Raw genomic sequence first — 13,994 nt, 5'->3', positions numbered from 1 at the left:
CCCGGTACAACTCAACCCGGTACAACTCAACCCGGTACAACTCAACCCGGTACAACTCAACCCGGTACAACTCAACCCGGTACAACTCAACCGCCACCATCGCCAAGCGGTAGATTTCCATTAGATAGAAGCCGGGTTTTCCCCGATCGCAACCAACCCTTTACCCGCGAACAACGGCAGAACCAAAACAGAATATCGCGAGATATAGGAAAACCCGGAGAAAGGATGCCGCCCGAAAGAATGCTACCTCCCAGAGGACTGAGAAATTTTATCAATTCCAATATCAGAGATTCTGTTATTCAGTCAGCATTTCGCGGCGATATCGGCAGGAATTTGGAGGCCGGCAAAATATCGGAAGCTTTGTCTCTGCTGGACAAATCTTTCAGCCAAGAATTCGGGGAATATTTCGGACTCAACATTAGCAACGACTTGGTATCCCCAGAGGAAATACAAAAAAAGTTAGCATCGGTGGGCGCACAAACCGGCACGAAACCCAGCTTAATTTATCTGTTCTCGCAGCCCGAAGAATTAAATTTAATGCTGATCACTTCTTGCGGTGAAGTGGTTCACAAAAGTGTACCGGCTGCGAACCGGGCAGAACTGCTGAAAGTTGTCACTCAGTTCAGGGATGAGATTACCAAACCGGGAGTGCGGGCTACTACGAGTTATCTACCATCTTCCCAACAGCTTTATAAGTGGATGATTGCGCCTTTAGAGGACAGTTTGAAAAAGTGCGGAACGGATACTATTTCCTTTGTTGTCGATCGAGGTTTGAGAGGTATGCCCTTTGCTGCTTTGCACGACGGACAGCAATTTTTGGTGGAAAAGTACAATCTCAGCCTGATGCCCAGCATTAATTTAACAGATACTCGCTACGTAGATCTCAGAAATTCTCAAGTTTTAGCCATGGGTGCGTCGCAATTTTCCGAGTTGAATCCTTTGCCTGCTGTTCCTGCGGAAATAGCGGCTATTTCCAGAGAGTGGCCGGGAGTTAGTTTTCTGAATGAGGATTTCACTTTGGATAATTTGAAGCGACAGCATCAAAGCCGGCCTTTTGGCATTATTCACTTAGCTACTCACGGCGAATTTCGACCTGGAGTACCGAATAATTCTTTTATTCAATTATGGAATAGTCGGCTGCGACTGGATCAATTGCGGGATTTGAGATTGAATGATCCGCAGGTGAATCTGTTAGTTTTAAGTGCTTGTCGGACTGCGGTGGGAGATGCACAGGCGGAGTTGGGTTTCGGGGGGTTGGCGCTGCAAGCGGGGGTGCAAACGGCTTTGGGAAGTTTGTGGTACGTGAGTGATGAAGGTACTTTGGGATTGATGAGTGAGTTTTACCAGCAGTTGAAGACAGCGCGAATTAAGGGGGCGGCGCTGCGACAAGCGCAAATTGCGATGTTGCGGGGGGATGTGCGTTTGGAGGGTGGCCGATTGCGGGGTTTGAGTCGGGGTGAGGGGGTGGAGTTGCCGACTTCGCTGCAAGGGTTTGCGGATTTGAAGTTGTCGCATCCTTATTATTGGTCGGCTTTTGTGATGATTGGGAGTCCTTGGTAATTGGTGATTAGTGATTTGTCATTTGTTATTGGTTGAATATCAATGATTTTTCGGGAAAAGTCGATCGCCCGCAAGCAAGCAAGTTCCGAGTGCGATCGCCCTTTTCACTATTTTTTATGCCGAGTCCGCCACCACACGATCACTTGATATCGTTTCCGGTTGCACCGGAATTATTACAGCGGTTCCCGCTGTATCTCCAAAAAAAACCTGAAACCGAAGTTAAGCCTAAGCTAAAATCTAATTTATTGAGAAGTCTAATGAATAAATTATTCAGTCCTCTTTTAGAGGACTTGCGCTATTAGCCAGGGGTTTAAAACCCCTGGCGGTATTTGGGGTTAAGTGATATTTCAGATTAAGTTGACACCAATCAATGGGCATTGACGTGTCCCTAAAAGGGCTTAATGTCGCACTTGCACCAAAGAAACCCGGTTTTTTTTACCAAATCTACTGACTGAAACGAAGTATTATCGTAAAAACCCGGTTTCTTGACTCTCATGCGTAAGTCCTACTGAACTAAAGCTTGCCGCTGAGCCTCCAACAATTCTTGAATTCCCGTTTCTGCCAAATCCAAAATTTGATTTAACTGACTCCGGCTGAAACTTCCTTCTTCCGCCGTTCCCTGAACTTCGATGATATTCAAATCTCCATTCATCACCACATTACAATCAATTTCAGCCGCCACATCTTCAACATAATTCAAATCTAAAAACGGCTCGCCTTCCAAAAGTCCGACAGACACGGCCGCCACTTGACGAATAATAGGCGATCGCACCAAATCACCTTTTTGCACCAACTTATTCAAAGCATCAGCCACAGCCACAAAACCGCCAGTAATTGAAGTCGTGCGAGTCCCAGCGTCCGCTTGCAAAACATCCGCATCCACAAGTATTGTGCGTTCCCCCAATAGTTGCATATCCAAGCACGATCGCAAACTACGCCCAATCAACCGCTGAATCTCTTGAGTCCGTCCCGATAATTTCATAAATTCCCGCTCTTGTCGCTGCGGCGTAGATCCTGGCAACATTCGGTATTCCGCTGTCAGCCAACCTTGTCCGGTATTCTCCAGAAATCTAGGCACTCCCGGCTTGATTGTAACGCTGCAAAGTACCTGAGTATCGCCACTTTTTGCGAGCACCGAGCCGCTAGCAAATTTGGTAAACTGTCGATCGAAACTAATCGGACGAAGTTGATTTGGTTGTCTGCCATCTGGACGCTGGAAAGACATAATATTTAGGTAATTGGTAATGGGTAATTGGGCATTAAAAATTTAAAATTGGGTATTAATCTTCCGGTTTTTTTTGATTCGGCCAATATGCAGTCATTCAATCTAAAATCTAAAATCTAAAATCTTAGGTCGATTGACCTTTAGCCTCGATCAATTGGAGAATATCCTGCTGGACTTGTTCTGGCGATTGATCGCCATCAACAGTTAACAGTTTGTTGCGGTATTCGTAATACTCTAAAAGAGGAATAGTGCGTTCGTGAAACAAATCGAGCCGACGCTGTAAAATTTCAGGATGGTCATCCGATCGAGCGCGATCGATCGACCTACTCAACAAAACCTTGATCGGCACTTTCAGCCAAACGGCCCAATCTAGCTCCTGCGCCAAATCCTCTAATAAAAAATCCAACTCCTCAGCTTGAAAAGCCGTTCGCGGATAGCCCTCCAACACCCAGCCATTAAAGACATCCCACAGCAGCAGTCGGCGGCGAAAGAATTGAATCATAGTTGCGTCGGGAACTAATTCCCCTCTTTCGACATAAGACACCGCCAGCTTGCCTAAATCTGTGTCTTCTGCGATCGCCTCCCGTAGAATGTCCCCCACAGCCAGCAAAGGAAGGCTCAAATTGCTGCACAGTAGTTCAGCCTGAGTTCCCTTTCCCGCTCCTGGCCCGCCCAGAATAACCACTCTCACAGTCCCTGCTCCTAGTGCCGCGACATTCAAATTTTACGCGATGTGTGTACGTTTTCTTAAAAGCCCTGGACGCCGCAAGACTCTCATCACCTTGGTTTTTCACCCTATAACTGTATAAATGTCAAGCTCCACGCCGTATTTTAGTAAAAAACCCCGTTTCTGCGTAAGTGCTAATTGAGTTCAAAAATCGAACAAATGACTGCGAATGCCACTGCAGCTAGCTTTTGACAAATTGTATATCTAGCGTTCGATCCGATGTGCACTCGGCCCCGTACACTATATATTGTTAAGCAGGCTTCAGCCACGCCAAGGTCGGAGCTGCACTCAAGACTTAGTTGCTGATTAAATATTGCCCTATGGTTGCTCAGTTACAAACCCCTAAACTAAATTTAACCCACAGCTTGCCCTACACAGTTCAAGGGCTGGTGCAAGTCTTTACAGGCCCGCACCGCTGCTTTTTTACCAGTGTCATGGCTCAGGCCCTCAGAATTGCAGGACAGGGAGCTCCGGTGCTGGCGGTGCAGTTCCTCAAAGGGGGAATTAATCAAGGGCACCAGCATCCGGTGCGGCTGGGGCAAAATTTAGATTGGGTGCGCTGCGATTTGTCACGCTGCATTGAGAATGCCGATTTAGATGAGCTGGAGACGCGATCGATCGAACAATTGTGGCAGTATGTTCAAAATGCGGTGCGCGAAGGTCGTTATTCGTTAGTTATTCTCGATGAATTGAGTTTAGCGGTTAATTTGGGCTTGATTCCCGAAGCCGAAGTGGTGGCATTGATTGACAACAAGCCGCATCATTTGGATATGATTTTTACCGGGCCATCCATGCCCCAAAGAATTTTGGATGTTGCCGACCAAATTACTGAAATTCGCCGCAGTTAAGGACAATGATTCAAGTTGCCATCGCCTGTTTAGCGGTCGCATTTTTTATGTAAAAAAACAGTATTTAAAAAAAGAGGCGATCGCTTAGCTCAAAGAGCGATCGCACGCTGATCAATTTACCAGCGACGTTACGCTTGAACTACCGGATCGAACACAACACTCAATCGATCTGCCGGCACCATCCGCTTGAGAATTTTCAAGTGACCGTCTGCATCAGACCAACTGCGAAACTCACCCACAACCACCTTTTCCACATTTGGAAGCGAGCGAACTATAGTCCACGGCTTGAGACGTTTTTCTTGCAACATACTAAATAAATCTCCTTGGTAAATTGGAGCCCAAGCCAGTCCCCATGGTTGGCCACCGCCGAGGACTGGCTTTTGACTTTGCAAACTTGCCCTTCTCTAAGAACATAGCACAAAAAAAAGGGTTTGTGATTATATCTTATTTTCCCCTTTTTTTAGAGCTAATTTCTACATAACAAATGATTAAACTCAAAATTTATTAACTCTTTAATTCCCAACTCAAAACTCTTTCATGACTAACACTTCGACTTCGCTTGGGGTGCGGCCTCACTAATAAATTCTGCCTTCTACCTTCTAGCTTCGTTCTACAAATCCCGCCGCGACAGCAGAAACCAGATCCCACCCAAACCCAAAACACCGCACAAAACCCCGCCTTCCCACCCAAAAACAGTCCCCCCCGGCAAATGTCCAGGCTTTGCTTTAGAAGTAAAATTAAGCTCCGAATAGTATACCCACTGGCTGTTAACCCGCCACCCCACTCGATCGCCAAACTTCTCCCAAACTGTAGCATCATAAACACCAGGCTTTCCCCCCAACTTGAGCCACAAACCCTTTTGCACAGAAAAACCAAATCTGCGGTGACTGTGCCGCACCCAAAGTTGATCGATAGTCTGCAAATCCTTAGCTGGAAACTTCCTAATATCTTCCTCGCTCAAATAACCTCGTGAAACTTGCTGCATCACCTCCAGCATTTTCACAGAAGTTTCCTCATCAGCACCCCGCCAATCTTTAGCAGCGAGCAGCCTTGCCAAGTGAGAATAATCAATACCTTTTTCGGACTCTAAATTCACATAAACTAGCGGAGTATCAGTCACAGGTTGAGTCGGAACCGAAGGACTAACAACTGTTGCCTGCTGCGACTTTTCCAGCACGGGTACAACAACAACAGGAGGTTTTAAAGCATCCAAAACTTCCACAGCCGATTTGTAGCGATCTTTAACATATTCCTGAATCAACTTATCCAAAACCTGACCTAAATCCTGGCTAATTTGTGTTCCTTTCGGCAAAGCCTCCCTCCAAAGCCAGCGGCCTTCAAGCGGATCGTAAAGGTCATCGTGAATGTCTCCGTAGATATCCAGGTAAGGCATAACAGAAGTCAGCAACCGAATGCAAGTCACCCCCAAACTATAAAGGTCGCTAGCAGGAACAGCCCTACCGTGACGCTGTTCTAGAGCCGCGTAGCCAGGAGTTCCCAACTTCGTTCCTGTTTTGGTCGGAGCAGCCGCTACTACCTGCTTAGACACCCCAAAATCTATCAGCACTAACTTACGATCGCGAGAGCGGCGGATCACATTCTCAGGCTTAATATCGCGGTGAATTACATTTCGGTCGTGAACAAACTTCAACAAAGGCAACAAATCTAACAGCAGTTCGCTCGTTTTAACTTCGCTATAAGCACCGTACTTGTCTAACTCATCCTTTAAATTATTCCCATCAATAAACTCTTGCACTAAATACAAGCGCCCATCTTCCTCAAAATAAGAAATTAACTGAGGAATTTGCGGGTGCTTCAGTTCATATAACCGCCTTGCCTCTTGTTCAAAGAGTCGAACATATTTTTTAAAATGACCAGGTTTCCGTTGAAATTCTTGAGGGGGTGACAACTGTTTTATCACGCACAATTCCTCAAATTTTCCATGATTAACAGCTCGAAAAGTCCGGCCAAATCCTCCGTCGCGCAGAGGCTCAGTTGCTGCATAAAGGTCTTTTAGCAGCAGCTTTGAACCACAATTAAGACAATACTTTGTGCCTGGGGGGTTCTGACGCTTGTCTCTTGGGCAATCGAGATTAAGGCAGTATGTCATATATTAAAAAAAATGCGAACCAATTTATACTCAGGGTTTAATATTATTCAAGAGTCCGATCGCGAGCTGGTTTTTGTAGAGGCGACACCTCGAACCTTACTCCGGCGGCTGCCACCGGAGCGATCAGAGGGTGCACTCTCGCCCGAGTGCCCCTGAGCAAGTATAACTCTCTTGAGGGTTTGACCTCAAACTCAAAGTCCACATCTAACCTTAGACTCCGCTCCGTGCAAAACATTTGATTTAGCGGTCAAAGAGCCACCAGATCAAACAGAAATAGTAATTTATTACCAGCCCCGTGAGCTCTGCAACGCCAAAAAAACTGAGGATTCCGCCTGAGATATAATTTTATTGCCAGAGAGAAGCACACTAACGGGAGCTACAGCTTCGGTCAACTTCGAGCGGCTTTAATATTTTAGCAGCATAATTTATTAGCTAACCCGGCGGAATCAACAATCCAAAACTCCCCAACAAACGCACGTTAAAATAAAGACTAGCTACCGCGAACGCCATCCGATCGCGACCAGACAATTAGCCAGTTTTCCCTGTTTCCTTTTCTCAGCTATTACCAGTTACATCTATTTCCATAGGTCTACTTAATTAGGAACCGTCAGTGACACCAAAACTACAGCCCTCTAAAACTCCAAACTCCCGCCAAAAATCACCAAAAGTACCTTGGTTCGAGCGGTTCATGGCACTGGTCGCCCTAGGAAATTTAAGCCTAATATTATTTGACATAACTTACGTGCCGGGGCGAGATTTCTACCTCCGGCAACTGCCAGTTCTAACTCAAGTATACGACCCATTTAAAGGAATTAAACCCCACCGAGACACCCAGCAATATCTAGAAACGTTAGAAAAATTAAAAATTCAAGTAGTGCAAACAGGGTTGCCATCTCCCCAAGTAGCAGCAAAATTGCAGGAAATAAACAATCTGAGCGCGAAAATGATCGATGAAGATCCCTTTCGAGTAGCATCAAAAAGTGGCACCCTAGAAAAAATAAAAGACCGGATGCGCGATCGCGCCCCTAATCCCCAAGACTCCGCTAAACAATCATTCCAAAGATTCTGGAGCCAAGACTATTTAAACAAACAAGGTTGGCAAAAAGAAATCAAGTGGTTTGATGCCAAAATCAAGCCATTAATCGCCACCAACTATTTCCGCGAGATTGGAGAAAACGGCGAATTCACCGATCACTTCTGGCTAATCGACCTGCCATTTATTGCCATATTCGCGATCGAATTTCTAGCCCGTACCTACTTGATCAGCCGCCGGCACCGCAGCGTCACTTGGCGAGCAGCCATGCTCTGGCGATGGTACGACATCTTCCTGCTCCTCCCATTCTGGCGCCTGTTGCGAATATTACCCGTCACAATTCGCATCCACCAAGCCAAAATGCCAGATCTCCAACCCATACGCACCCAAATCAGCCGAGGTTTCGTCGCCAACTTCGCTCAAGAATTGACTGAAGTTGTAGTAATTCAACTCATCAACCAGATGCAGCAATCAATTACCACAGGTGAACTCGCTCGTCAACTATTTCAATCTCAAAAACAGCGCTATCTAGACATCAACAATATCAATGAAATAGAAGCGATCGCCACCCATCTAGTCCAAATAACCGTCTACAAAGTCCTCCCCCAACTCCAGCCAGACCTAGAAGCCCTTCTCCGGTACAATATTGAAACATTCCTCAAACAATCCCCCCTGTATGAAGGATGGAAGCAAGTACCCGGCCTGGGAAACCTGCCTAAACAGCTAGCAGAGCAATTAGTTGCAGAACTCTCAAAATTAGTCACCCTCGGCCCCCAAGATGCCTACGAAGCCTTCAAAATCGCCAGCGAAGACCCCATAAGCATCAAACTCTCAAGCCAGCTAGTCCAACATTTCGGGCAAGCTTTAGGAACCGAACTGCAACAGCAGCAAACCTGGCAAGAAATACAACTGCTGCTGTGCGACTTCCTAGAAGAGTTCAAAATCAACTACATTCAGCGGTTGAGCGAAGAAGACTTCGAGAAAATTTTAGAACAAGCCAAAGAACTGCAACGGATAGCCCCGCGCTAGGGCAAGTCTCGCCACGGGATGCCCGCTGGGTAGCGGTACAAAACCGCTTCCACGAACAACCGATTGTAGGCAAGCTGTCCTACCCACATCGCCTTCACCTCCGCGCAACAAATCTTTGATCCTTTGCCACTGTTCATCCCCTAGGCCATAACGGTGGCTTTTTACGGCGATCGAATCCTTCTAGTCGGCTGTATCTCTACTTCACCTTCCTTTACCTCAACTGATGACAGGCCCTAGCCTCTAGGATTTGAAGAACCTTAAAATCCGAGTCCGCCCTCGGTTCATCTCTAATACCAAATTCACTATTAAGCTGACATAGTTTCCCAGAATAAAAAGAATAGCCCTCAGCTTTCTCCTCTGTCATAATCCCTTCTGCTGCACCGCTTTACTTATTTTTTTCGTGCCCAATTAGCAATTAGCAATTACCCTGCGGTAACTCCTGCAAATGAAACTTGCTTGAATTGTAAAGTTTCATGTGCGATCGGCATTCTCTACGAGAGTCATCCGCAGGGTTGTGCATCAAATCTTCAGCGCGGTAGTGAGTTAGACCGCCGTTAGGGTTCTCACCGGCCTGGGGTGTCATGTTTTTAGCGAGAAAGGTCAATTTTTTTAGACGTATATTATATCAATTTATATGTAAGTTTGATGAGATTCTACTTTTTAGAGTCCCTCTGTAAAGTAAAGTTAAAAACTCCTACAAATAGCTCTAAACCAAGTAATCTATTAGATATGATTGCTCATTGGTTTCCTAAAGGATAAAATAAGTGAGCCCTTATAGGAAAAAATAATGCCCGTCAGTCTCTTTAGTCATATCTTATTATACCGCTATCACCGAAAAGACGTAAGTAGTCATTCTTGTTTAAGCAAGTTACTGTCTCAAACTTTTCACTAACTATTATAGATTGCTTTTCAATATATATTTCCTCAGCCTCATTTCACTAAATCCCCTGAGATTTTTCAGGCAACTCGTTACCCCAGGAGTAACACCAAATCAATGTCACACACATCTCCAACCACTTTTCTGTCAAACCGTTCTCAAAAAAAGCTGTCACTTCGCCTGATTTTAGTATTGCCATTCGTCGTGCAAATTTTTGCCGCCGTCGGGCTGACAGGCTGGCTCTCCTTACGGAACGGACAAAAAGCAGTCAACGAAGTTGCTAGCCAGTTGCGGAGTGAAATTACGGCCCGCATCCAGCAGCAGCTCAACACATACCTAGATACAGCCCCTCGCGTTAATCAACTGAATGCCAGTGCCCTTCGACTAGGATACTTAAATCCAGACGAATTGGAGAGTACGGAGCGCTATTTGTGGGAGCAAATTCAAGCCTTTCCTTCTCTGCCCAATATGGGTTTTGCTACTAAAACTGGAGAATTCATTGCCATTGAACGCCAAGAAAATGGCAAAATAGTTTTTAAAATAGCAGACAAAGAGCATCGGAATGAACTTCATATTTATGAATCTGATAGCAAAGGCAATCAAACGAAGCTCTTAAAAGTCTCCCGAAACTACAATATATTCAGCCGTTCATGGTATAAAGACAGTGTACGCTTAGGCAAGCCCACATGGAGCGAAATTTTTTCCCTTACAGGTCAGAAAACGCTCTCGCTTCCTGCCGGACATCCTGTTTATGACGAAAGTGGCGAGCTGCGGGGGGTATTCGTTGCTAATTTTCTGATCTCTTTCCTCAGTGACTTCCTGCACAGCTTAAACATTGGTCGTTCGGGACAAACATTCATTATCGAACGTTCTGGACTCCTAGTAGGCAGTTCAACTCTCAAAGAAGTATTTATCACCAACAATGACAAGCTCGATCGGCTGAATGCTTTAGACAGCACAGATGATTTAATTCGGCTGACAACAGCACATTTAAAAGAACACTTTGGCGACCTCACTAAAATTAATAGCTCTCAGCAATTAGATTTTACGATCGCCCGCCAGCGGCAATTCCTCCAAGTTATGCCCTTTCAGGATAGCCGAGGATTGGACTGGCTGATCGTGGTCGTAGTTCCTGAAAGCGATTTCATGGATCAAATTAACGCCAATACCCAGACTACCATTTTGTTGTGTTTGGGAGCCTTAACGCTGGCTACCGTTTTGGGAATCCTAACCGCACGCTGGATTACCAGCCCGATTCTCCGTTTGAGCGCAGCTTCTAGGGCGATCGCCAGTGGGGATTTAGACAAAAGTGTGCAGATAAAAGGCGCAGAGGAATTAGAAGTTCTGGGTCAGTCTTTCAACCAAATGGCCCAGCAGTTGCGGGAATCTTTTAATGCGTTAGCAAAAACTAATTCCGAGCTAGAAATTAGAGTAGAAGAACGCACCGCTGAACTCACGGAAGCCAAACAAATCGCTGATACCGCCAACCAAGCTAAAAGTGAATTTTTAGCGAATATGAGTCACGAATTGAGAACGCCCCTCAATGGCATTTTAGGGTACGCTCAAATCCTAGAACAATCGACAACGATGGCTCCGAAAGAACTCCAAGGCATCAGTATCATTCACCAGTGTGGCTCCCACCTGCTCACCCTCATCAATGATATCTTAGACCTCGCTAAAATTGAAGCCCAGAAATTTGAACTGTACGCAAAAGATTTCCCTTTTCCTTCCTTTTTGCACGGAGTCGCGGAAATCTGCCGCATCCGAGCCGAACAAAAAGGAATTGCTTTTGTTTATCAACCCTGTCTTGGAATGCCTCCTGGCATCCACGCTGACGAAAAACGGTTGCGACAGGTACTCATTAACTTACTGAGCAATGCAATTAAGTTTACCGAGTCGGGAGGGGTGACTTTTAAGATAGAATATCTGGAAATGGGGATAGGTGAAAAGTTAGAAAGCAATCAGCAAAAACCCCCCTCACCAATTCATAAAATTCGCTTTCAAATTGAAGATACTGGCGTTGGTATGACACCAGAACAATTAAAAAAAATATTTTTGCCTTTTGAACAGGTAGGAGACAGCAAGCGTCAGGCAGAAGGAACCGGGCTCGGTTTGGCAATTAGCCAGAAAATTGTCGAAATGATGCGTAGTACAATTCAAGTAAAAAGTCAGTCAGGAGCAGGCAGTGTTTTTTGGCTAGATTTGGATTTACCGGCAGCGACAGAGTGGGGAAATACAGCCACGATTGCCAAGGAAAGAAAACTGGTTGGTTACCAAGGTAGAAAGCAGAAAATTTTGGTAGTGGATGACAAATGGGAAAATATCTCAGTCATTGTCAATCTGCTAGAACCCCTCGGATTTGAAGTTACCGAAGCTAAAAACGGTCAAGAGGGTTTAGACCAAGTAGCACAGTTTCAGTTCGATCTGATTATCACTGACTTGGTGATGCCAGTGTTAGATGGCTTTGAGATGATGCGCCGTATCCGAAATTTGCCACACTATAAAGAGGTGGCAATCATTGCTTCATCTGCCAGTGTATTTGCTACGGATCAACATAGAAGCTTGGAGGGTGGAGCAAACGATTTTCTCGGTAAGCCCGTGCAGATAGAAGAGCTATTTGATATGTTGCAAAAATATTTGAAACTTGAATGGATATATGACGAACGAAAAAATGAAAAAATCAGCACTATTCCCCTTTCCTCTGCTCCTTCACCAATTTCTGAATCAACCCCTTTAATTGCTCCCCCGCTAGGAGAAATGGAACTTTTATTTGAACTGGCAATGAGAGGCAACCTGAAAGGAATTGTGAAGCGCAGTGAACACCTAGAAAAGTTGGATAAGAAATTTTCGTCGTTTGCTGTAGAGCTGCGCCAGTTAGCCCAAGGCTATCAGGTCAAAAAAATCAAAGAGTTTATTACATCCCACCGAACAGAAAAAGAATGAAGGTAGAAAATATGGAAACCAGCACCATCTTAATTGTCGATGACAACCCTAGTAATCTGGACGTGCTTTCTGAAGCTTTAGCGGGTTCAGGATGGGAGATATTGGTAGCAACTGATGGCGAAACTGCTATCGAACAGGCTGAATATAGTCAGCCTGATTTGATTCTGTTAGATGTGATGATGCCAGGAATTGACGGGTTTGAAACCTGTCATCGGTTGAAGGCAAGTCCATTGACAAACGAAATTTCCGTAATTTTTATGACGGCTCTTTCTGATATAGGAGATAAGGTCAAGGGCTTTAATCTAGGGGCTGTGGATTACATTACTAAACCCTTTGAACAAAAAGAGGTGTTAGCTCGCGTCAACATCCATTTAAAACTGCGTTATTTGACTAAAACTCTCGCAGAGCAAAACCTAATGCTGAAACGGGAAATTGAAGACAGGCTTGCAGCAGAATCAGCGTTATATCAGCTCGCGCAGGAGTTAGAAAAACGGGTGGAAGAACGAACTGCTCAACTTTCTCAAGCTTTGGATAATCTTAAAAAAGCTCAAGTGCAAATCGTTCAAAGTGAAAAAATGGCTTGCCTGGGTCAGCTTGTCGCTGGGGTGGCTCACGAAATTAACAATCCAGTTAGTTTTATCTCCAGCAATCTCCCTCCTGCAAAGGAACATATTGCCGATTTGATCGCGATGGCGAAGCTTTGCCAGTACAGTTTTGCTTCGACATTAGAATTTGAGGAAAAGTCCCAGGAGCTTGATTTAGAGTTTATCGTTGAAGATTTGCCTAAAATTATTGATTCAATGGCTGTAGGAACAGAGCGACTTTATAATCTTTCTATGTCACTGCGTAATTTTTCTCGATTGGATACATCGGCACTCACACCAGTGAATATTCACGATGGCCTAGATAGTACCCTGTTGATTTTAGGTCATCGGCTGAAAGGTAAAGGCCCTCACACAGCTATTAAGGTTATTAAAGAGTACGGTGAACTGCCACTGGTAGAGTGCTATCCTGGGCAACTAAATCAGGTGTTTATGAATATATTAGCGAATGCAATTGATTCTTTAGAAGAGTCTACGATTAGTTGTCCGCTGTGCTGTGAAAAGCAACAGAGCAATGACAATCCGCAGATTCGGATCTGCACTGAAATGCTTCAGGGCGACAGAGTAATGATTCGGATTGCTGACAATGGACTTGGGATAACGCCGGAGATAATGCAGCATTTATTTACGCCGATGTTTACTACCAAATCAGTGGGTAAAGGGACAGGTTTAGGCTTGTCTATTAGCCGTGAGATTGTAGAAGAAAAACATGGAGGTCAGCTTACCTGCATTTCCTCGCCTGAATGGGGGGTAGAGTTTGTAATTGAGATTCCAATTCAGCATTAGTAATCAGAATTCTTTCTGGTGAATGTTTGTGGTGCTGTTTGGTAAATATACCGTTAATCAGGCGATCGCCCATGTCTAATCTACCAATCACCATCACTGTCAAGCTCTTCACCCCCTATCAAGAAGCAGAGGGCTTGTCCGAACTGAAATTAGAATTTCCCAAAGAAACTCCCGTATCTGTAGTTTAGACTAACTAAAGATGAGAACGGTGGTCCAAGAAAAACTAGAGCCACCGTTAAGGAGAGAATGAGGGT

General features: G+C 45.0%; 11 protein-coding genes and 1 pseudogene. 6 read left to right on the top strand and 6 right to left on the bottom strand.

All coding sequences use genetic code 11. The features are described from left to right. On the top strand, positions 1-1,560 hold a 1,560-nt coding region (locus QT996_RS26245; RefSeq protein ID WP_333050231.1), incomplete at its 5' end, for a CHAT domain-containing protein. Between the two features lie 505 nt (positions 1,561-2,065). On the opposite strand, the gene rph is transcribed toward QT996_RS26245, so the two are convergent. Beyond that, complete coding sequence (rph, locus tag QT996_RS26240; RefSeq protein WP_333050230.1) at positions 2,066-2,785, bottom strand: ribonuclease PH; 720 nt, start codon at positions 2,783-2,785, stop codon at positions 2,066-2,068. A gap of 124 nt (positions 2,786-2,909) precedes the next feature. Then, positions 2,910-3,476 carry a nucleoside monophosphate kinase gene (locus tag QT996_RS26235; RefSeq protein ID WP_333050229.1) on the bottom strand — a complete coding sequence of 189 codons (567 nt, stop codon included), beginning with the start codon at positions 3,474-3,476 and terminating at the stop codon, positions 2,910-2,912. A gap of 356 nt (positions 3,477-3,832) precedes the next feature. Between QT996_RS26235 and QT996_RS26230 the strand changes: the two genes are divergently transcribed. Then, complete coding sequence (locus QT996_RS26230) at positions 3,833-4,360, top strand: P-loop NTPase family protein (RefSeq protein ID WP_333050228.1); 528 nt, start codon at positions 3,833-3,835, stop codon at positions 4,358-4,360. A gap of 128 nt (positions 4,361-4,488) precedes the next feature. Here QT996_RS26230 and QT996_RS26225 read toward each other — a convergent pair whose 3' ends face one another. Next, positions 4,489-4,752, bottom strand: coding sequence for a hypothetical protein (locus tag QT996_RS26225; protein ID WP_333050227.1), 264 nt, complete (start codon positions 4,750-4,752; stop codon positions 4,489-4,491). A gap of 218 nt (positions 4,753-4,970) precedes the next feature. Continuing rightward, positions 4,971-6,470, bottom strand: a complete 1,500-nt coding sequence (locus QT996_RS26220) for a GUN4 domain-containing protein (protein WP_333050226.1) — start codon at positions 6,468-6,470, stop codon at positions 4,971-4,973. Between the two features lie 610 nt (positions 6,471-7,080). Here QT996_RS26220 and QT996_RS26215 point away from each other — a divergent pair. Continuing rightward, positions 7,081-8,532 carry a hypothetical protein gene (locus tag QT996_RS26215; RefSeq protein ID WP_333050225.1) on the top strand — a complete coding sequence of 484 codons (1,452 nt, stop codon included), beginning with the start codon at positions 7,081-7,083 and terminating at the stop codon, positions 8,530-8,532. Here the strand turns inward: QT996_RS26215 and QT996_RS26210 are convergent. Continuing rightward, positions 8,532-8,703 (bottom strand): annotated as a pseudogene (locus QT996_RS26210) (transposase); the annotation flags it as partial. The gene QT996_RS26215 and the pseudogene QT996_RS26210 sit on opposite strands and share 1 nt — an antisense overlap. A gap of 244 nt (positions 8,704-8,947) precedes the next feature. Then, complete coding sequence (locus tag QT996_RS26205; RefSeq protein WP_333050224.1) at positions 8,948-9,115, bottom strand: hypothetical protein; 168 nt, start codon at positions 9,113-9,115, stop codon at positions 8,948-8,950. Between the two features lie 411 nt (positions 9,116-9,526). Here QT996_RS26205 and QT996_RS26200 point away from each other — a divergent pair, with 411 nt between their 5' ends. From QT996_RS26200 to QT996_RS26190, 3 genes are all read left to right on the top strand, one after another. Beyond that, a complete protein-coding gene (locus QT996_RS26200; protein ID WP_333050223.1) occupies positions 9,527-12,352 on the top strand; it encodes an ATP-binding protein in 2,826 nt (941 codons plus the stop codon). Then, positions 12,349-13,740: a response regulator gene (locus tag QT996_RS26195; protein WP_333050221.1), complete on the top strand. Its 1,392-nt coding sequence runs from the start codon at positions 12,349-12,351 to the stop codon at positions 13,738-13,740. The genes QT996_RS26200 and QT996_RS26195 overlap by 4 nt, the downstream gene beginning before the upstream one ends. Before the next feature lie 71 nt (positions 13,741-13,811). Beyond that, positions 13,812-13,928: a thiamine S protein gene (locus QT996_RS26190; RefSeq protein WP_333050219.1), complete on the top strand. Its 117-nt coding sequence runs from the start codon at positions 13,812-13,814 to the stop codon at positions 13,926-13,928. Positions 13,929-13,994 lie beyond the last annotated feature (66 nt).

The sequence above is a fragment of the Microcoleus sp. S13C4 genome (assembly GCF_036700865.1).
GTDB lineage: Bacteria > Cyanobacteriota > Cyanobacteriia > Cyanobacteriales > Microcoleaceae > Microcoleus.
This window is presented reverse-complemented; position numbering and strand designations above follow the sequence as displayed.